Annotated in this window: 18 protein-coding genes; all 18 read right to left on the bottom strand. The window is 62.2% G+C overall.

Translation table 11 applies throughout. The features are described 5' to 3' along the window. Positions 1-19: 19 nt before the first annotated feature. Complete coding sequence (locus VES88_04845) at positions 20-772, bottom strand: MotA/TolQ/ExbB proton channel family protein (GenBank protein ID HYN80807.1); 753 nt, start codon at positions 770-772, stop codon at positions 20-22. Next, positions 736-1701: a GDP-mannose 4,6-dehydratase gene (locus VES88_04840; protein ID HYN80806.1), complete on the bottom strand. Its 966-nt coding sequence runs from the start codon at positions 1699-1701 to the stop codon at positions 736-738. The genes VES88_04845 and VES88_04840 overlap by 37 nt, the downstream gene beginning before the upstream one ends. Positions 1702-1827: 126 nt before the next feature. After that, on the bottom strand, positions 1828-3021 hold the full coding sequence (locus tag VES88_04835) for a LysM peptidoglycan-binding domain-containing protein (protein HYN80805.1): 1194 nt from the start codon (positions 3019-3021) through the stop codon (positions 1828-1830). A gap of 291 nt (positions 3022-3312) precedes the next feature. After that, on the bottom strand, positions 3313-3816 hold the full coding sequence (gene ssb, locus VES88_04830; GenBank protein ID HYN80804.1) for a single-stranded DNA-binding protein: 504 nt from the start codon (positions 3814-3816) through the stop codon (positions 3313-3315). 69 nt (positions 3817-3885) lie between these two features. Continuing rightward, positions 3886-4371 (bottom strand): ribosomal protein S18-alanine N-acetyltransferase, encoded by a 486-nt coding sequence (gene rimI / locus VES88_04825; GenBank protein HYN80803.1) that lies wholly within the window; start codon positions 4369-4371, stop codon positions 3886-3888. Beyond that, positions 4368-5054: a tRNA (adenosine(37)-N6)-threonylcarbamoyltransferase complex dimerization subunit type 1 TsaB gene (gene tsaB, locus VES88_04820; GenBank protein ID HYN80802.1), complete on the bottom strand. Its 687-nt coding sequence runs from the start codon at positions 5052-5054 to the stop codon at positions 4368-4370. The genes rimI and tsaB overlap by 4 nt, the downstream gene beginning before the upstream one ends. Continuing rightward, positions 5054-5509: a tRNA (adenosine(37)-N6)-threonylcarbamoyltransferase complex ATPase subunit type 1 TsaE gene (gene tsaE / locus VES88_04815; GenBank protein ID HYN80801.1), complete on the bottom strand. Its 456-nt coding sequence runs from the start codon at positions 5507-5509 to the stop codon at positions 5054-5056. Before tsaE ends, tsaB begins: the two co-directional genes overlap by 1 nt. Further along, a complete protein-coding gene (uvrB, locus tag VES88_04810) occupies positions 5509-7572 on the bottom strand; it encodes an excinuclease ABC subunit UvrB (protein ID HYN80800.1) in 2064 nt (687 codons plus the stop codon). Before uvrB ends, tsaE begins: the two co-directional genes overlap by 1 nt. 866 nt (positions 7573-8438) lie before the next feature. Continuing rightward, on the bottom strand, positions 8439-8681 hold the full coding sequence (locus VES88_04805) for a DUF2442 domain-containing protein (protein ID HYN80799.1): 243 nt from the start codon (positions 8679-8681) through the stop codon (positions 8439-8441). Positions 8682-8694: 13 nt separating this feature from the next. Further along, a complete protein-coding gene (locus tag VES88_04800; protein HYN80798.1) occupies positions 8695-8952 on the bottom strand; it encodes a DUF4160 domain-containing protein in 258 nt (85 codons plus the stop codon). Between the two features lie 77 nt (positions 8953-9029). Continuing rightward, positions 9030-11213, bottom strand: a complete 2184-nt coding sequence (locus VES88_04795) for a bifunctional (p)ppGpp synthetase/guanosine-3',5'-bis(diphosphate) 3'-pyrophosphohydrolase (protein HYN80797.1) — start codon at positions 11211-11213, stop codon at positions 9030-9032. Further along, a complete protein-coding gene (gene radC / locus VES88_04790; GenBank protein HYN80796.1) occupies positions 11210-11893 on the bottom strand; it encodes a DNA repair protein RadC in 684 nt (227 codons plus the stop codon). The genes VES88_04795 and radC overlap by 4 nt, the downstream gene beginning before the upstream one ends. Positions 11894-12106: 213 nt before the next feature. Continuing rightward, positions 12107-15445, bottom strand: coding sequence for a preprotein translocase subunit SecA (gene secA / locus VES88_04785; GenBank protein ID HYN80795.1), 3339 nt, complete (start codon positions 15443-15445; stop codon positions 12107-12109). Between the two features lie 33 nt (positions 15446-15478). Then, the gene (gene nadD / locus VES88_04780; protein ID HYN80794.1) at positions 15479-16075 is read right to left on the bottom strand and encodes a nicotinate-nucleotide adenylyltransferase; all 597 of its coding nucleotides are present in this window, start codon (positions 16073-16075) and stop codon (positions 15479-15481) included. 3 nt (positions 16076-16078) lie between these two features. Then, a complete protein-coding gene (gene bamD / locus VES88_04775) occupies positions 16079-16843 on the bottom strand; it encodes an outer membrane protein assembly factor BamD (GenBank protein ID HYN80793.1) in 765 nt (254 codons plus the stop codon). Continuing rightward, positions 16840-18183, bottom strand: a complete 1344-nt coding sequence (locus VES88_04770) for a UDP-glucose/GDP-mannose dehydrogenase family protein (protein HYN80792.1) — start codon at positions 18181-18183, stop codon at positions 16840-16842. Before VES88_04770 ends, bamD begins: the two co-directional genes overlap by 4 nt. 16 nt (positions 18184-18199) lie before the next feature. Continuing rightward, entirely contained in the window at positions 18200-19564 is a 1365-nt protein-coding gene (locus tag VES88_04765; GenBank protein ID HYN80791.1) for a nucleotide sugar dehydrogenase, read from the bottom strand. Beyond that, positions 19554-20666 (bottom strand): DegT/DnrJ/EryC1/StrS family aminotransferase, encoded by a 1113-nt coding sequence (locus VES88_04760; GenBank protein HYN80790.1) that lies wholly within the window; start codon positions 20664-20666, stop codon positions 19554-19556. The genes VES88_04765 and VES88_04760 overlap by 11 nt, the downstream gene beginning before the upstream one ends. Positions 20667-20682 lie beyond the last annotated feature (16 nt).

The raw sequence follows: 20682 nt of genomic DNA, 5'->3' as shown, positions 1-20682 counted from the left end.
GCTCGCGCCGCCTTGCCATCTAGATCCGGCCCTCCCGAACCATCAGGGCAATCAGCTCCGATCCGAAACCATCCAGCTCGCCATCGAACCGGTTCAACCGATGTGCAAAGATGTTGTACCCGAAGACCGCCGGAATGGCGACGGAAAGCGCGGCTGCAGTTGCGATGAGCGCTTCGGCAATTCCGGGGGCCACGGCTCCGATGTTACCTGATCCCTCCGTGGCAATTCCCACGAACGCGTCGATGATTCCGAGGACGGTTCCGAGCAAGCCGATGAGCGGACTGGCAGAGCCGATCGTCGCTAGCGAAGGGACGAACCTTCCCATCTGATCGCGGACTGCACCGCTCTCGGAATCGAGTACGAGCCGGAGTGCCTCGACCTGCGATGCGCTCAGCCGTGCTCCCCGCTCCGGCGTTGCGCCGAGCGCGGGTGTGGTCTCGTGAAGAAACCGCAGCGCCCGGAGCATCACGCTCCGCTGCGGGCTGGGCGGCGATCTTCGAGCGAGGTCCGCGGCAACATCGAGTGACGGCGCCTCCTCGAACGAATCCATGAATCTCCGGCCCGCGGAAGCCGCGCGGCGGAATTCGACGGTCTTCGCAATCATGATCGTCCAGCTGATGAGCGACAGAACGACGAGGATTGCGAGCACCACCTTTGTCGAGCCGGTCGAGCTGGTGATCAGCTCCATGGGCGAGGAGGGAACGGCCGCCCCAACCTGCAGCATCAACCCGATGCTCACGATTTCTGCAATCCGCTCGTCGCCTCCGCCCACGCGAATGTCTCCGCGAGTCCGGCGGCAAGAGAAACTTGCGGTTGCCAGCCGAGTACCGCTCGCGCCTTGTCGACGTTGAGAAACGATTCCTGCTGCTCACCCGGTCTGCGCGGCGCGAACTGTATCTCTACATTGCTGCCCGCTGCCTCCTGTAGGCTGCGCGCCAGCTCGAGCACGGACGTCCCCAATCCGGTGCCGATATTGAAGCTGCGCTCGTCAACCGTGCCGGCCGGCGGAAGGGCGAAAGTGGCGCCGAGCCAGACAGCATTAGCAACGTCGCCGACATAGACGTAGTCACGCGTCTGCTCGCCGTCGCCGAAAACGGTGAGCGGCTTACCCTCGAGAATGCGGTTGCAGAAAATCGCCACCACACCGGCCTCGCCGTGCGGATCCTGCCTCGGTCCGTACACGTTTCCGAAGCGCACCGAAACGTGCTCGAGGCCATGAATTCTGCCGTAGTAGGCGAGATAGTATTCGGAGGAGAGCTTTGAGATTGCATACGGCGAATCCGGCTCTTTCGCGTACGTCTCGAAGTTCGGAGGCTGGTTGAAGTCGCCGTAGATAGCGCCCCCAGTGGACGTGAACACGACCCGCGTCTTGTTTCCGCTCTGCCTCACCGCTTCGAGAAGATTGACGATGCCAATGATGTTCGTCGTCGCGTCGAACACCGGATCGGCAACGCTCCGGCGGACGTCCATCTGCGCCGCGAGGTGCACGAGAACGTCGAATCGCCCCTCGCGTACAACCCGCGCGGACTCGGGGGACGTTACGCTGATCCGGTGGAGAGCCGCACTCTCCGGGACGTTTGTGGCTTTTCCGCTCGAAAGGTCGTCGATGATGTCGACTTCGTAGCCGTTGCCCAGGAAGAGGTCGGCGACATGCGATCCAATGAACCCTGCCCCGCCTGTAATGAGTGCGCGCGCCGTCATTCGCCGGGTTGAGGGTCCCGGGCGCGAAGCTGCGGAGAGATAGGGGCGATCAATGTCATTGTCGCCCCTAATCTAATCCTTACCTACCTCTGAGGCACCGATATTTTTGCCGCGGACGGCCTCGCGCTAGCGCATTCTCGCAGTGAGTCGCGCCGGCATGCCCGCGCGAACTGTCGGCTGATCGTGATCCACGACGAGAGCTGTGATCGCGTATGGCGTCACACGGACGACCTGCGCGACAGCGGCGGGCACGGCCGGCGCGGGATGACTCGCGTCGACTGTGGCATCCATCAGTGTGAATTGATCACCGACCGCTACATCGTTGCCCGCTTCCCTGCTGAGAACCACATAACTCTGAAGAGTTGGGAGAACGGGATCGTTGTGAACCCATAGCACGTGCGCGGAGCGCCCGTTGGAGACGGGAATGCGGGCGGCGGTAGCTGAGGGAACAGCGCTTTCGACCGCGACGAGCATCTGATCCAGGCGAATGTCGCCGAATTGCCTCACCACTCGAGCGAGCGCCGGCTGACCCGCTTCGATGCTCTCGACACGAACGATTCCCGTCGGGATCATCAGCTGCGATTCCTCGCCGATCGAGGCACCCGGGACGACGATGAGATATTTGTCACCGACGCGCGCCGCACGGCCTGACGGCACCTCTACGAAAACGGGATCCTGAAGCTGGAAACGCGCATCGCTCGCTCTCGCCGCGATGCCAGGTCGGTCATACGCTGCAGCCAGCCGTCCCGCGCCGCGCGGACCGCCTTCTCTATCCACGAACGGCGCAGCTTCGACTTCTCCTACGCGCACGGCACCGGGACGCTCACGACCAATGACTTCGCCGGTCCCGGGGACTCGACTACTCACCAGGGCTGGCAATGTCGAGAATACGGTGCGCTCGAGATTTGGCGCCGGCTTAGGCGCCGGCTTCGTCATCACGCGGGCGAGAACTTCCGGTCTGACCTCGCTGCCCGGGATCCGGATTACCTCGTCAGGATAGATCCAATGCGGGTTCTCGACGACATCGGTGTTTCGCTGGAAGACTTCCGGCCAGCGGAACGGGTCCTTGAGGTAGGCTTTGGCAATGTCCCACAGAGTGTCGCCTCTCTTTACGACGTGGACGACCTCGCCCTCGACTGGGGCGGACACGGGTGCGACCGTCGGCGCGGGCTTCTTCGGCGTGCCCGCAGGAGGAACCGGCGTCTGCGCTGACAGCATTCCGGCCGCAACGAGTGTCATCCCGACAACGAGAGACGTGAGAATGCTCGTCGAGAGCCGCTCGTCGTTGAGCGCGACTGCACGGACGGTGATCGGCTGCATGAATTATCTCCGCGAAGGATCTGCCGCCGGCGCAACGAGGCGCTCGGCGAAGGGGCTAACCTGCCGATTAGTAGACTATCCGGCTCTGCTCCGCGTCACTGACGCCGTCGAGGGAAAATCTGCCACAGAGACACAGAGAACACAGAGAACGGCACTTTTAGGGGGGACAGCGCTGCAGCTCCGTCTCCCGATCGCCAGGGTGAGTTCGCCCTGAAGACGAGTCGAGCAATCGAAATCCGGTACGGCGGAAGTAATCCTCTGTGTTCTCTGTGTCTCTGTGGCGGCAATCCCTCAGAAGGGCAGATCGTCGTCCTGATCTTCCAGCGCCGCCGGGAAATCGTCGAAGTTGGTATCGCTCGCTGCCGCGCCTGCTCGACTGCCGCTCCTGGCGGGTGTCCGCGCGCGAGAGTCCGAATCGGAGTCGTAATCGGCGCCCCGTCCACCGCCGGCACCGCCGCCGAGCATCAGGAGATCGCGAACGTTGATCTCCGTCGTGTAGCGGGTCTGGTTCTCCTTGTCCTGCCACTGGCGGTACTCGATGCGCCCCTCGACGTACAGACGGTCGCCCTTCTTGCAGTATTTCTCGACGACGTCGGCTAGACCGGTGCCTTTCGCGTTCCACACCACGCAGCGGTGCCACTCGGTTTTTTCCTGTTTCTCTCCACTGGCGCTGTTCCACTGCCGGCTCGTGGCCAGCGAAAACGTCGCCACCTTCGCGCCGCCTGTCGTTGTGCGAATTTCCGGATCGCTTCCGAGATTTCCGATCAGACTGGCCTTGTTAAGACTCCGACTCACGTTGCCTCCCGGCGAGGGTTTCTATGCTCGCCCACTATGGTAAACACGCCTTCGAGAAGGCGCACATCCTTAAGTCCTCCGCAATAATCCTTCAACCGCGCGCCGGAGAACGAGCGCGTCTTCGACAGGGTTCCGATAATACTTCGCGCGGCGCGTGAGACTGGCGAATCCACGCGACGAGTAGAGCGCGAGAGCGGCGATGTTCGATTCGCGCACCTCGAGAAAAACTTCCCGCGCGCCTCGCTCTCCCACGATTCCAAGTCCAGCGTCGAGGAGTCTCCCTCCCAGCCCACGCCCCCGCGACTGAGGCGCCACCGCCAGATTCAATACCTCGGCTTCGCCCGCCACGACCGCGGCGATCACGTATCCGCAAACCGATGCCGCGCGACCTTCAGTCGCGACGAGAAAGATAGCGTGGCGCAAACTGAGCAGGTCCCGAAACGTAGCCTCGGACCATGGGTCGCCGAACGAGATGCGCTCTATCTCGACAATCGCAGGCACGTCCGCCAGCGTCGCCGATCGGAAATTCGCATCAACCGTCGTCGCCGGCGTCACGCACTAGCCCCCAACGCCTTTCCGTGAGCCAGCTCCCAGCGCACCTGCGCCTCTGCCAGACGCCCGTAATGCGGCTCCCAGGTCTCGATCGGCACGGGGCCGGTCGACAGTATACCGTCGAGGAGAGCTGCCACCCCTCGAGCGTGTGGGCGGGAGTCAACCTCCTGCCCGGGCCCGAGCAAAATTGCTCCCTCCGCAGCCGCCGCGCGCGCGAGCCCGGTCTCCGCGACGATGGCGACGTCTCCGCGCTGCGCGATCGAATCCGGATTCTCATATTCGACGAGCATCGCGAACCACTCGTCGCGCATCGCGGGCAGCACCGACAAATAGAATCCCTTTTCCAGCGCGCCCGGAGACGACGAGACCGAAAGGAGCAGCGACGAGACCGCGTACATCGGACAGCCTGTGCCTACTGCGACTCCTTTCGCGATTGACGCGGCGATGCGCAGGCTCGTGAAGCTGCCGGGGCCGGAGCCGCACACGACGCGGCTGATTTCGTTGACACGAACGCGCGCTTCGTCGAGACACTCCGCAACTGATGGCAGCACTCTTTCTTCGCGGCCATCGCGAGACGGAATGGCTGTGTCGGACAGTGTTGTTTCGGCGATCACGGTGCGTCCGCGCAGAAGCGCGACGCTGCCGGCGTAGGTCGCGCCTTCGAGAGCGAGAGTGTAATCGGTCATCAGCCGGCGAGGAGCAGCCGCCGATCCGGATCCTCGGCGGAATAGTCGATATCGATCGGCAGATGATCTACGGGAATCCGCGCCCCCGCGCGCTCCGGCCACTCGACGAGAATCATCGCGTGCTCGGCCACGAGATCGTCCCAGCCGATATTCGTGAGCTGCGACGGATTGTCGAGTCGGTACAGATCGACATGATACACGGGCGAGCGAGGCGCTGAATAGCGGTGCACGAGAGCATAGGATGGACTCGTGACCGGCTCCTCGACGCCATATCCGTCGCAGATCGCCTGTGCGAGGGTCGTTTTTCCTGCGCCCAGGTCGCCGGTAAGTGTGATCATCAGTGGAGGAGAGCTCGCGCGCCCCAGCTCCTTGCCCCATTCACGGAGCTCTTCCTCGTCGAGCACCAGCCGACTCCGCTCCGCGAGAGGCGGTACGACGTGGCGGTGCGCCTGCACTACCGTCGCACCTGAATGCCGGCGAACGCACCGCGAGACCGGGCGCGCGTGCAGTCCGCCTTAGCCTTGATCTCGAACAGCTGATCGCGAAGCCGCGCCGCCGTTTCGAAATCCAGCGCCGCAGCCGCCTGCTTCATTTCCTGCTCGAGCTGCGCGATGAGCTCCGCCGGATTCATCGCACCGTACGCCGTCGCAGATTCCGCGACGCGACGCGCCTGTTCCCCTTCGCGCGCCTCTCTTGCCTCGCGCGCATCCGCTACGCGCGTGATGAAGCGAACCTGTTCCGTGCTCTTGGTAACGCTTATCGGCGTGACGCCGTGCTCGATGTTGTACGCCCGCTGCATCTCGCGGCGGCGTCCAGTCTCGCTGATCGCGCGCTCCATCGAGCCTGTCATTCTGTCGGCGTAGAAGATGGCTCGGCCGTTGATGTGGCGCGCCGCGCGTCCGACCGTCTGGATCAGAGACCTGTCACTCCGCAGAAAGCCCTCCTGATCCGCGTCGAGAATCGCGACGAGCGAGACCTCGGGCATGTCGAGCCCCTCGCGCAGCAGATTGATGCCGACGAGAACGTCGAACTCGCCGAGCCGAAGGCCGCGTACGATCTCCATCCTCTCGATGGCGTCGATGTCGGAGTGCATGTAGCGCACGCGAACGCCCATCTGCTGCAGATAATCGGTGAGATCCTCCGCCATTCGCTTCGTGAGTGTGGTGACGAGCACCCGCTCGCCTTTTCGCTCTCGGAGGCGGATCTCGTTGAGCAGGTCATCGACCTGGCCCCGCACGGGGCGGACGTCGATCTCGGGGTCGACGAGCCCTGTCGGACGAATGATCTGCTCGACTACTGCGCCCTCGGAGAGCCTGAGCTCGATGTCGCCGGGCGTTGCGGACACGTTGAGCGCTCGTGGTGTCAGCGAAAGGAACTCATCGAACATGAGCGGGCGATTGTCGAGCGCGCTGGGGAGGCGGAACCCGTACTCGACCAGCGTCAGCTTTCGTGCGCGATCCCCGTTGAACATGCCTCCGACCTGCGGAAGAGTAACGTGCGACTCGTCCACAACGAGCAGAAAATCCTCAGGGAAGTAATCGAACAGGCACGCCGGCCGCTCGCCCGCCGCGCGGCCGGAGAGATGACGCGAGTAGTTCTCGATTCCCGCGCACGTTCCGATCTCGAGCATCATCTCGATGTCGAAGTTAGTGCGTGATTCCAGGCGCTGGGCCTCGAGGAGCTTACCTGTCGTGCGGAGCTCATTGAGCCGCTCGACCAGCTCGGCGCGGATGAGCTCGACTGCTTTCTGAATGGTCGGCCTTGTTGTCACAAAGTGCTTTGCGGGATAAATCGCTGCCTTCTCCAGATTAGCGATGACTTCCCCACTGAGCGGGTCGATCTTTGATATTCGCTCGATCTCATCCCCCCACATTTCGACGCGAACGCCCTGCTCTTCGTAGGCCGGGAGAATCTCGACTGTGTCGCCTCGTACCCGGAATGTGGCGCGCTCGAAGGCAATGTCGTTCCGCGAGTATTGGATCTTTACCAGCGATCTGAGAATCTCGTCGCGCGGGATTCGCTGTCCTTTCGCGAGGGTCACCATCTGCTCGCGATAAGTGACCGGGTCGCCGAGTCCGTAAATCGCCGACACGGTGGCGACGATGATCACGTCTTCGCGCTCCATGAGGCTCGACGTTGCGCGAAGCCGAAGACGATCGATGTCCTCGTTGATCGACGCGTCCTTCTCGATGTACGTGTCGGTGGTCGGGACGTACGCTTCCGGCTGGTAGTAATCGTAGTACGAGATGAAGTACTCGACGGCGTTGTGCGGGAAGAAGCTCTTGAGCTCGCCGTACAGCTGGGCGGCGAGCGTCTTGTTGTGGGACAGAACCAGTGTTGGCCGGCCGAAGTTCTTAATCACGTTGGCGACTGTCATCGTCTTCCCGGACCCGGTCACTCCGAGGAGCGTCTGAAACCGGTCGCCGCGCTCGAGCCCCCGGCTCAGCTCCGCGATGGCGTGCGGCTGATCACCGGCTGGCTTAAAGGGGGCTAGCAGATCGAATTCGACCTTTGGCATCCTTACAATATAAGCCCAGCTACCGGTTTTTGTTCGGTTCTGCGCGAGGTCTGCTGATCCGCCTGCATCCCGGGGGTTCCAGTATCGGGGCCGATCAGCAGACTGCGAAGAGACACGAAGAACGGCGGGCGCTGGGATTCCTCGCTTTGGTCGCTCGCAGCATGTCGTAACGATTCGACCCACAGCTTACGAAGGCAGCCGGAGCGCTATTGCCGCAACGTACTCTTTGGCCGCCTTCAGCGTCCTCGAGAATTCCCCTGAACCGATGAGCTGAACAACAGGGTCGTACTCCGCTTGGCAATAAGTGGAGAATCTCGCACCGACGTTCTGTAGTGATCGCTTTGAATCAGTTTCGAGTACTTCCTTGTATGCTTTCATGCGCGCGGTCAGCACGTTTCCGCTTGGTGCCTGCGCTTTCATTGCTGAGATGACGCGATGTTTCCGCGGGTCTTTTGTGCGAGGTTGATCAAGCACCGAGTCAAGCATTCCGTATAGGTGCAGATTCACGACTAGCTCGCGTGGGTCCGCAGATTTCGTCGCTTCGATTCCGCCGACCAAAAATGTGTGAAACAAATAGGCGGTGCCTGAGACTGCAGCCTGCATTGCACTCGGCCCTTGCAACGCGAAGAAGGAGCCAAGCTCAATGGCGAGAAGCGGAGCGCAAGCAACTCGCCGCGAAGCGCAGAGTCCGATAAGGAACTGTGGCTACGAATTGACGACAGTGTCTCCTGGTTTTCAGCGGTCCATGCGAGTAACGCAAGCGCGAGGCCGGCTTCATCAGTCGATAGTTCAGGTTTTTTGACGATGCGGAATCGATCCAGAAGCCCCAATGTGCTCCGGCGCTTGCGTCTGGCTACTGCAAGCTTCTACGCGACGACTCGAATCAGTGAATGCAGGAATTCCGGGGCGAAATCAGCGCCGTTAGGCCAGACAATTGTCCGAACCTCCGGATCGAGTCTGACCTGGGCGAAGAACTTGCGCTCGCGCAACGGCTCAAAAATCTCGCCTTCCAGCTCAGGCGCCAGGTCAACTTCGCCCTCGAGCCCATCGTTGAAACGGAGCCAGACGACATGGTCGTGCAAATACCGCGCTTCGATAACATTCAACAATCTGTCGCTCCTCCTACTCAAGTGGCGCAATCTGCTTCAGTGGTCGCCGCTCTCTGGCAAGCTGCCAATTCTCCATCAGTCCGGTTTCGTGCAGTTCCCGCCATTCCAAGACGTGTTTCAAAGCCCGTGTTGGAAACCGTCCGACCACGGATCCGTCTCGGATCCCAACTGTAATTTCATGGCCGCCATAGCTCGCATGAAAGTGCGGCGGGCCATGGTCCCGATACAAGATCGAAATCACGATTCCGAGGAAGCGGCTGACTGCCGGCATCACCTAAGGTTGCCAGCGAAGCCGCCGATGACTCATCAGCGAATACACCGCGACATCGAATCGCGGCATTCGCAGGGTCAGTTATCGCTTGCCAATCTCTCCTTACGCGTGACCTCGGTAACCCCCTTCACGCGTCGCGCCGCTTTAAGAATCCTCTGCAAGTGAGCAAGATTCTCCACTTCGACGGCTAGCGCTCCGGTGACATGCCCATCGGAGCTCTGAAGCTCGAAGCTCCGGATATCGGTGTCGGTAGCTGAGACCGCCTTGGCCAAATCGGCGTATAGCCCGCGCCGGTCCGTCGCGTCGAGAACCAGCCGCACCATAAACCGCTCACCCTCGAGCTCCTTCCAGTCGATGTCGAGGCGTCGCTCCGGCTCGAGCACCAGCATCAAGAGATTCGGGCAATCCGCTCGATGGATGCTCACACCGCGCCCGCGCGTGACGTAGCCAACCACAGGATCGCCGGGCACCGGCTGGCAGCACTGCGCGTAACGCACCATCAGCCCGTCGACGCCCTGGATGCGGACACCCTTCGGGCTTCCCCGCATCTTGTCCACGAGCCAGTCGAGCGGCCCCGTCTTGGCGGGCGCATCGGTCATCTCCGAATCGGGATAGAGATTCTTCAGCACCTGCACGATCCCGAGATCCCCCTGACCGATCGACTTGATCAGGTGATCCGCGTCGTTCAGCTTCAGCGACTTTGCCACCGCCTCCAGCTGCTCTTCGGCCGGCTTGGGCAGACGGCGCCGCTTCACCTCGCGATTGAGTATCTCGCGGCCGAGCTTCTCCGAGGTGTTCTGCTCCTCGATGCGGAGCCGTTGTCTGATCTTGTGCCGCGCACGACCCGTGCGTACGTGGGAAAGCCAGTCGCGACTGGGTCTCGCGGAAGGTGACGTGACGATCTCGACTGTGTCGGAGTTCCGCAGCTCGCGGGCAAGCGTCGCCTGCCGCCCGTTGATCCGCGCGCCGCATGCGTGCAGACCAACCTCCGTGTGCACCGCGAACGCGAAATCGATTGGCGTCGCACCTTTGGGCAGCTGAATCACGTCGCCCGTTGGAGTGAACACGAAGATCTCGTCCTGATAGAGATCGAGCTTCAGGAACTCGAGAAATTCGTCCGGCGTCTTCGCATCGAGCTGGAGCTCCAGCACCTGGCGGAACCAGTGCAGCGCGCGGTCGAGCTCGTCGGCGCTCTTCGCATCCTCCTTGAACCGCCAGTGCGCGGCGATTCCATACTCCGCCGTGCGATGCATCTCTCGCGTTCGTATCTGTATCTCGAACAGCTGCTTGCCAGGGCCGAAGATCGTCGTATGCAGCGACTGATAGCCGTTCGATTTTGGCTGGCCGACGTAATCCTTGATTCTCTCCTGCAGCGGAGTGAACCGCTCGTGAATGACGCCGAGCGCATGGTAGCAGTCGGGCACTGAGTCGACGAGCACGCGGATCGCCAGAAGATCGTAGATCTCCTCGTATGGCTTGTCCCACTTGGTCATCTTTTTATAGATGGACCAGAGGTGCTTCGGCCGTCCCGTCACATCGACGTTTGGAATCCCGGAGTCATTCAACAGCTTGAGCAGTGGATCGCGGACCTGCTCGATCGTCACCTCGCGCTCGGCCCGCCGCTGTGCAACGAGCTTTGCCAGCGCCTTGTACTCCGAGGACTCGAGGTGCTTGAAGGCGAGATCCTCGAGCTCCCATCGCATGCGCGCCATTCCGAAGCGATGCGCGAGCGGGGCATACAGATCCCGCGTCTCCTGGGCGATCCGCCGCCGCTTCTCTGCCGGCAGATACTCGAGTGTCCGCATGTTGTGCAGCCGGTCGGCGAGCTTGATGAGAATGACGCGGGCATCGCGGGCAATCGACAGCAGCAGCTTCCGATAGTTCTCTACCTGTCGGTCCTGCGAAGAGTTGATCGGGAGATGACCGATCTTCGTCAGGCCGTCGACGATCTCCGCAATCTCCTTCCCGAACTCAGTCTCGATCTCGGCGACGTCTACCGCCGTGTCCTCGACCACATCGTGAATGAGACCACTGGCGACTGTAACGGTGTCGAGCTGCAGTTCGGCGAGGATCTTCGCGACCTCGACGCAGTGGGAGACGAAGTTCTCACCGGACAGGCGCTTCTGGCCGAGGTGGGCGGCTTCGCTGAAGCGGTAGGCGCGGGCGAGCAATTCCTGGTCGAGCCGCTCGGGGAGCGGCGTGCCGTTGTCGTTCCAGCCAGGAATGATCGCCTGCGTTTGAATCGTCTGCGTAGCCGTCACAACAGTCCCGCCTCCGCGAAGCTCAGATAACGCCCTCTTCCAATAATAATGTGGTCCTGCACCGGGATGTCGAGTACGCGTCCCGCCTGCACGAGCTGCTCGGTAACGACGCGATCGTCGCTCGACGGTGTCGGGTCGCCGCTCGGGTGATTGTGAATGAGAATTATCGCGGCTGCGTTCTCGGCGATCGCCTCTCGAAATACTTCGCGCGGGTGGACGAGCGACGAGTTGAGGAGCCCGCGAGTCACGGCGATGTCGCGCTCGAGGCGGTGCTGCGAGTCGAGCACGGCGACGTGGAACTCCTCGACGGGCAGATCCTGGAGACGCTGCCCGAAAATCTCATGGACATCTCGCGGACATCGGACCGGTATGCCTTCGTCGCGCTCCTCGGCCGCCATGCGCCGGCCGAGCTCGAGTGCAGCATGAACGGCGACGGCACGCGCTGTACCGACGCCGGCGAGGCTCGTCAGTGCGGCGACCGGCTGCGAGGAAAGCCGCCGCAGGGAGCCGTGCGCGCTTGCGAGGATCTCATGTCCAATGCCGATTGCGGAGTTCTTCTCGGATCCGGTGCCGAGAAGTATCGCGAGGAGCTCGGCCGAGCTGAGCGCCCGCGCGCCGTGGGATTTGAGCCGCTCGCGCGGACGCTCACAGCTTGGCAGCTCTCGTATGCTTGAGGACATTCACTGCTCCGGGAAAGGGATCCGAAGCGCTACTCAATCCTCCGCTTCTCGGCACCACCGGAGCGACGCCGCCACAATCACACTGCCGCTTGTTGCGAGCAAGCATGAAAACGGATCTAACGGATCGAACGGATCAGAAGCTGATAAAAAGGTGAAAACTATTCGTCCTTCCGTCCCTGATCCGTTCGAATCCGTCGAATCCGTTGAATCCGTTCAAAGATTTGCGCCGTGGCACTTCTTGAACTTCTTGCCAGAGCCGCACGGGCAGGGATCGTTTCGCCCGACGTTCGTCCAGTCAGCTGACGCACCCCCGCCTGAAACGCCGGGCACGCCCGCCTGGGCGACCGGATTCAGCGAGCGCACTCGGCCAGCTCCGGTCACGATGGGCTCCGGACGCGCGGCGCGCTTCTTTGTGGGCGGCTCGGCCGGCCCGACGTCAACCACTTCCTCGACTTCCGTCTCCTCACCGTTGACTGCCAGCTCCAGCTCCGGAACATCCTCGAGCACGCCGAACTCGTTGTACCGCTGAGTCGGACGCGACGCTTGTGAAGCCACAGCGCGGCCTTGCCCGTCGCCCTCCCCCGGCTCGCTATCGGTCTCGAAAACCGGAGGCGCGTTGAAGCTGATCTGCGCCCGAAGGAAGCGCTCCGTGAACGTGTGATACACGTCGTTCATCAGGTCCACGAACATCGTGTACGCTTCGTGCTTGTACTCGATGAGCGGGTCCTTCTGTCCCCACGACCTGTAGTGAATCGCGTTCCGGAGCTGATCGAGATCGTAGAGGTGATCCTTCCACTTCTCGTCCAGCACGTTCAGCATCACCAGCGACAACAGGCGATCGCCGAACTCCGCCAGTCCCGTGAGCTTGTCGTTGAACGCCTTCTTCGCGGCTTCGACTGCGTGCTCCTGCGCCTCAGTGATCGACGTCGGACGGTCGACACCTTCCTCGAACGACGGCACCGTCAGCAGGTAGTGCATCAGCAGGTCCTGACGGAGGAGGCTGAAGTCCCAGTCCTCCTGGGAGTCGAGATCGGCGAGCGCAGTCTCCACGCGCCTCGAGATTCCCTTCTCGATCATCTTCTCGGCTTCGCCCTTCAGCTCCTCGCCGCCGTCGAGCGCGAACGACCGCAGCGAATAGATGACCTCACGCTGCTGGTTCATGACGTCGTCGTACTCGAGCAGCCGCTTGCGCGACTGGAAGTTCTGCAGCTCGACCCGCTTCTGGGCCTGCTCGATCGACCGCGTGATGAGCGGATGCGTGAGCATCTCGCCTTCCTCGGCGCCCATGCGATCCATGAGCTTTGCGATTCGGTCGCTGCCGAACAGACGCATCAGATCGTCTTCGAGCGAGAGGAAGAATTGCGACGTGCCGGGATCACCCTGACGCCCGGAACGCCCGCGTAGCTGGCGGTCGATGCGGCGTGACTCGTGACGCTCCGAGCCGATGATGTGGAGACCGCCGATCTCCACGACGTCGACGATGTTTGCCTCGGGATCCTTGATCTGCGACGGCTTCGACACCGTGACGCCTTCGCCGAGTTTGATGTCGGTCCCGCGACCGGCCATGTTCGTCGCGATTGTCACCGCTTCGGGCTGGCCGGCGCCGGCAACGATCTCCGCCTCACGCTGGTGATACTTCGCGTTGAGAACGTTGTGAACGATCCCCGCGCGCTTGAACGTGCGCGAGAGAGTCTCTGAAACGTCGACGCTCACCGTTCCAACGAGCACCGGGTAGCCGAGCTTATGGAGCCGCTCCGTTTCCTCGAGCATCGCGTTGTATTTCTCGCGCCGCGTCTTGTAGACGAGGTCCTGCCTGTCGTCGCGGATCACCGGCTGATTCGTCGGAATCACCGAGACCTCGAGCCCGTAGATCTGATGGAATTCAGTCTCCTCGGTCTCCGCCGTTCCCGTCATGCCGGCAAGCTTGCTGTACATGCGGAAGTAGTTCTGGATGGTGATCGTGGCGAGCGTTTGTGTCTCGCCCTTCACCTGGACTCCTTCCTTCGCCTCGACTGCCTGGTGGAGCCCTTCGGACCAGCGGCGCCCCGGCATGGTGCGTCCCGTGAACTCGTCCACGATCAGAACCTGTCCGTCCTGCACCACGTAGTTCACGTCCTTCTCGTAGAGCGCGTGCGCGCGAAGAAGCTGGTGCACGATGTTCAGGCGCTCGCTCTTCGCGGCATAGTCGACGTTGATCGCCTGCCGCATCGAAAGCTTCTCTTCCGGCGTGAGGTCGGGATCGTGATCGATGCGGTGGACCTCCTGCGAGATATCGGGCAGTACGAACGCCTCAGGATCCGAGGGTGACATGTACTCCACGCCCTGATCGGTCAGATGTACGGAGTGCCCTTTCTCATCCAGGACATAGAGCAGGCTTTCCTCGACGTCCCGGAACTGCTGCTTGCTCGCGGGAAGCTTTCTGTCGGCGATATGCTCGAGCTCCATCTTCTGGACGAGCTGCTTCACGCCCGTTTCCTGAAGCGCTTTCAAAAGCCGCTTGTTCTTCGGTGCGCCGAGCCGCGCCTGGTAGAGCTTGAGGGCCGCAAGCTCCGTGTCGCCCGCCTCCAGCGCGCGCTCCCCTTCAGCCACGAGCGCATTGCCCAGGTCGCTCTGCCGCTTGACAAGCCGCGCGACCGCCGCGTTGTGCATCGCGTACTCGGCATCGGATTCGTTGCCGACAGGTCCGGAGATGATCAGCGGTGTTCTTGCTTCGTCGATGAGAACCGAATCCACCTCGTCGACGATCGCGTAGACGTGCGCGCGCTGAACGCGCTGGTTGTTCTCGACAACCATGTTGTCGCGGAGGTAGTCGAAGCCGAACTCGTTGTTCGTGCCGTAAGTGATGTCGCACTCGTAGGCGTTCTTGCGCTCCTGAGTGCCGGGGTCCGTGTCGTCGATGCAGCCGACGGTCAGCCCGAGATACTTGTACACATGCCCCATCCACTCCGAGTCGCGCCGTGCGAGATAGGAGTTGACCGTAATGAGGTGGGTGCCTTTTCCGGCGAGGGAATTCAGGTACAGCGGCAGAGTCGCGACGAGAGTCTTACCTTCACCGGTCGCCATCTCCGCGATCTTTCCCATGTGCAGCTCGATTCCGCCCATGAGCTGCACGTCGTACGGGATCATGTTCCACTCCTGGTCGTGACCCGTCACCCTCACGGTCGTGCCGATCAGGCGGCGACAGGCGTCACGCACAGTCGCGAACGATTCGGGGAGAATCTCGTCCAGGATTTCAGCAGTTGCCTCGCGGAGCTCGCCTTCCACTCCGCCGCGTCCATCGAGACCACTCAGCTCCGTGTCGATGCGCTCGCGTTCCGCCGAATCCGCAGTGTCATGCTTTTGCGCCTTGAGCTCCACGATGCGCGCCTCGAGCTCGCTCGTGGCCTCACGAATGCGCTCTCGAAAACGCTCGGTCTGCCCCCGAAGCTCTTCCTCGGATACGGACTGAAGCCGCTCGTACTCCTCGTTGATGCTGTCGACAATCGGCTGAACGCGTTTTCGCTCGCGATCGTGCCTGGTGCCGAACACTCCCTGCAATACTCCCTTGAGCATCCCCTTACCCCTCGACCGTTTCCCCGCTGCCGATCATCGGCTGCCGGGCTCCGGTCGGTATAAACCCGCGGTGGCGATGTAGTTCTCCACCGAATCAGCCACGAACCCTCGAATTGGCCGCCCGTCGCGGATACGCCCGCGAATCTCGGACGACGACACGTCGATTCGCCTCATGCCGATGAGGGTAACGCCGTGCATCGACCCGATCTCCGCCTCGCGACCTGTTTCTGCCCGCGAAAGCACCGCGATTGTTGCCAGCTCTTTGACGCGCCCCGGCGATTTCCATCGATCGAGCGTTCCGAAAGCATCCATCCCGAGAATCAGGAACAAGGTCGCTCCGGGCTGCTCCAGATTGAGCGCCTCCAGCGTGTCCACCGTGTAAGATAACCCGCCTCTTTCGATTTCCGCGGCGCTGACCTCGAATCGAGGATCATCGCCGATGGCGGAGCGAACCATTTCCAGCCTGTCCCGGGCAGGAGCGCTGGCCGGCGCGCTCGCCTTGAGCGGCTGCGATGCGACGGGCACGAATATCAGCTTGTCCAGCGAGAGCGCCTCGAAGGCATCTACCGCGGCGAGTAAGTGGCCGACGTGTGGAGGGTCGAACGTCCCGCCAAAGACGCCGAGTCGCAAAGGCTATTGCGATACGACCGGGGCGGCCGCCGCACCACAGAGCTGTCTGACTTCGCGATCCGTCGGGTAGTTCTTGCGGGCCGCTTCGCACGTGTCGCGTGCGTCGTCCTTGTAGTTGATCGCCGAGTATGCCTCGTGCAGACGCAGGTACGCTTCACGTGTCTTCGGTGCCGCCGGATGGAGCCTGATCACGTCCTTGAAGTAGATGATCGCAGAGTCGTACGCTTTGCGCTTGAGATAGTGCCGGCCGGTCTCGTAGTCCTTGGTGGCGAACCACTCGTCCAGCTTCGCGAGCTCCTTGTCGCCCTGCACTGTCACCGGCGAACTGGGATACAGCGCGTGCAGCGTCTGAAATTGCGTCAGCGCGTTCTCACCATACTGCGCATCGAGAACCGGCTTGCGCCACATTGCTTCGTACGCGAGCCCCGAATAATAGAGACCGTCATCCGCCAGCGTGTCCTCCGGAAACTGCTCGTAAATCCTGCTGTACGACTTGGCCGCGAGCAGGCGCTCGCCAATCTTGTCCTGTGATTTGCCGAGGTAGAAGTAGGCGACGGGCACGCGCGAATCCCTTGCCGGAAGCTCCACCGTGAGCCGCTCGAACGCCTTGGCGCTGTTGTCGAACCGCTTCGCGTTGAACTCGGTCAATGCCGCCTTGTACAACGCGTTCATGTCGGTATACTTGCCGGGATTGAACACCGGCCGGCATCCGCCTGCGGCGAGGGCAAGCAGCAGGGTTGCCGCAAATAGAATACGCCCAGGTCTCATGCGTATTCTCCTACCCTCACGGCAGCAGGTTGTTCGCGCACCACGCGCCCTATCGAGTAGTAGATGATCCCGAGCTCGCGCATTTTGACGGGATCGTAAAGGTTGCGGCCGTCGATCACCAGCGGCCGCCGCAGGGACTCTTTCACCCGCGAGAAGTCCGGATGACGGTACTCGTTCCAGTCCGTCACTACGACAAGCGCGTCAGCGCCGGGGAGGGCATCGTAGTTGGTCTCCGAGTATTGAATCGTATTACCAAGGCGGTGACGGGCCTCTTTCATCGCGGCGGGATCGTGCGCGCAGACGGTGGCGCCGGCGGCGAGCAGATCCTCGATGAGCGTGAGCGCCGGCGCATCGCGCATGTCGTCCGTCTGGGGCTTGAACGCCAGTCCCCACAACGCGATGTGCATGCCGCTCAGGTCGTCGCCGAGCGCCTCTCGTAGCTTCTCGGACAGCCTCAGCTTCTGACGCTCGTTCACTTCCTCGACGGCCGTCAGCACGTGCAGCTCCATGCCCATCTGCGCGCCAGTCCTCACCAGCGCCTTTACATCCTTTGGAAAGCACGATCCGCCGTAGCCCGGTCCCGGGAAGAGGAACGAAGGCCCGATTCTCGAATCGCTTCCGATTCCCTTCCTCACCATGTCGACGTTGGCGCCCACGCGCTCGCAGAGATTCGCGATCTCGTTCATGAATGAGATGCGGGTCGCGAGCATGCCATTCGCGGCGTACTTCGTCATCTCAGCGGACGCGATGTCCATGAAGATGATCGGATTGCCGGTTCTCACGAACGGTGCGTAGATCTCCGCCATCACCTCCCGTGCATGTGCGCTCGCTACGCCAAGGACGACGCGATCGGGCTTCATGAAGTCGTCCACAGCAGCTCCTTCCTTCAGGAACTCCGGATTGCTGCACATGTGAAACGGATACCGCGCAGTCTTGCGCACTTCCGCGGCGACCTTCCCCGCCGTTCCAACCGGAACCGTCGACTTCGTGACGATCACCATCTCGCGGGACATGTGCGTGCCGATCTCGCGGGCGACAACCAGCACGTGCTGCAGGTCCGCGGAGCCGTCCTCGTCGGGGGGAGTGCCCACGGCGACGAACAGGACATCGGCGGAAGCGATCGCCGCCGCGATGTCAGTCGTGAAGGTCAGTCGGCCGTCCTGCTGGTTTCGCTCGACCAGATCCTCGAGACCGGGCTCGTAGATGGGAAGAACATTGCGCTTGAGACCCTCGATCTTCGAGGCAACCACATCGGCGCACACGACGTCGTTGCCGGTCTCCGCGAGACAGGCACCCACGACGAGCCCCACGTATCCGGTTCCAATGACTGAGATGTTCATGAGTTCTGTTCGGGGGTTATACAGTCGCCATGTTCGGCGCTGGCTTGTCGGTGACCCTGGCGGCGCCTTTCCTTACCATGCCGGCAGTCGCATTTCGGGTGTCGACGACGACCGGCGCCATGTCCACGACCCGCTGATAGTCGATGCCGCTGTGATCAGTGATGATCACTACGGCGTCCGACTGCGAGAGCTCGTTGTCGCTGAGCTCGACGCCTGTGCGCTCGTACCCGTCCTCGCGGAACGACGGGATGTGCGGATCGTGATAGGCAACCTCTGCGCCCGATTCCTCGAGCAGTCGAATCACGTCGAGTGCGGGGCTTTCCCGCATGTCGTCGATGTCCCTCTTGTAAGCCACCCCAAGCACGAGGATGCGGCTTCCCTTCACCGGTTTTCTCTGGTCGTTCAGCGCCTGCGCCACCTTCTCCACGACGAGGGCCGGCATCTCGCTGTTGATCTCGCTCGCCAGGTCGATGAACCGCGTCTTGTAGTTGAGCGTTCGCATCTTCCACGCGAGGTAATGCGGGTCGAGTGGAATGCAATGTCCGCCGATCCCGGGCCCGGGCGTGAACTTCATGAAGCCGAATGGCTTGGTAGCCGCGGCCTCTATCACCTCCCACACATTCACTCCGAGCTTCTCGCAGACAATCTGCATCTCGTTGACGAGTCCGATGTTAACAGAGCGAAAAGTATTTTCGAGCAGCTTCACGAGCTCCGCAGTCTCCGTGCTCGACACGGGTACAATCGTTTCGAGGCACGACGCGTACAGTGCGGACGCAACTTCAGTGCACGCGGCCGTAATTCCGCCCACCACCTTCGGCGTGTTTTTTATGCTCCACTTCGCGTTGCCCGGGTCGACGCGCTCCGGGCTGAAAGCGAGAAACACATCCTCGCCTACGGTGAGTCCCGCCGCCTCGAGCATGGGTTGCATCAGGTCACGCGTCGTGCCCGGATAGGTCGTGCTCTCGAGCACGATCAACATCCCGGGCCGGCAATTGGCGGCAATAGCGTCCGCTGCCGCCATGACGTAGGTCATGTCGGGATCACGGGTCTTTGCAAGCGGGGTCGGAACGGCAATCGAGACCGCATCCATCTCGCGGAGACGCGCTTCATCGGTCGTCGCCTCGAGCCTTCCCGCCCGCACGACTTCGGCGACGGCGGCAGCAGGGATGTCCTGGATATGCGATTCGCCGCGCATCAGCTCGGCCACTACATCCTCGCTGACGTCGTAGCCGATCACGTGGAACCCGGCCTTCGCAAACTCTATTGCGAGCGGCAGCCCCACGTATCCAAGGCCAACCACGCCGATGCAGGCGCTGCGATCGGCCAGCTTCTCGAGGAGGCGGTCCTTCATCGTCGTGTCGGCGCTCTTTTCAGTCGCCATAGAATTCCCTGACGGCGGCCACGACTGCATCGAGCTGAGATTCGGTCAGCTCCGGATAGATCGGAAGCGACAGCACCTCCTTCGACGCGCGCTCGCTCTCGGGGAACGCGCCCTCCGCGTACTGGAGGTAGGCGAAGCATGGCTGGAGGTGAAGCGGAAGAGGATAATAGATCGAATGACCTATGCCCTTCGCCTTGAGATGGGCGGCAAGCTCATCGCGGCGCGCCACCCGTAGCGTGTACTGGTTGTAGATCGACACGTTCCGGGGCTCGACAACCGGCGTGCACACTTCCGCGAGCCGCGCGAACGCGGCGTCGTAGTAGGCAGCGTTCCGGCGGCGGGCGGCACTCCAGCCTTCGAGATGCGGGAGCTTCGCCAGAAGCACGGCCGCCTGGAGCGAGTCGAGCCGGCTGTTGTAACCGACCTCGTCGTGAAAATACGTTTTGAGACCGCCGTGAACGCGCAGCCGGCGCAGGCGCGTCGCGAGCGCCTCGTCCTGCGTAACGATCATGCCTCCATCGCCGTATCCGCCGAGATTCTTCGAGGGGAAGAAGCTGAAAGTCCCGATCGTCGCTGCTTCGCCCGCTTGAGTTTTCCGCCCACCGATCTCGCGAGTTGCACCGATGGATTGGGCTGCGTCCTCGATCATCGGCAGATCGGGTATCGCCGCGGTGATCGCGTCCAGCGGCGCGAGCTGCCCGAAGAGATCCACCGGCATCACGGCTTTCGTGCGCGACGTGACCGCTGCGGCAGCTGCCTGAGGCGAGATGTTGAACGTTCCCGGTTCTATGTCGGCAAACACGGGGCGCGCGCCGACGTTGTGAATCGTTCCCGCGGTCGCGAAAAACGTAAAGGGGGTCGTGACAACCTCGTCGCCCGGACCGATGTCGAGCGCGCGCAGTGCGAGGAGCAGCGCATCCGTTCCGCTGGCGCATCCGATCGCGAAGCGCGTTGCGGACAGCTCGGCCACCGCAGTCTCGAGCTGCTCGACGGGCGGGCCGAGAATGAATGTCTGATCGTCCACAACGCGCATCATCGCGGCGACGACCTCGTCGCGGATGGTCGCGTACTGGGCGCGCAGATCGAGCAGCGGGACTACCATGTCCTTTCGCTCCGAA

Source organism: Gemmatimonadaceae bacterium (genome assembly GCA_035633115.1).
Classification (GTDB): Bacteria; Gemmatimonadota; Gemmatimonadetes; order Gemmatimonadales; family Gemmatimonadaceae; genus UBA4720.
The sequence above is the reverse complement of the archived record's forward strand: the minus strand, read 5'-3'. Positions and strand labels throughout refer to the sequence as shown.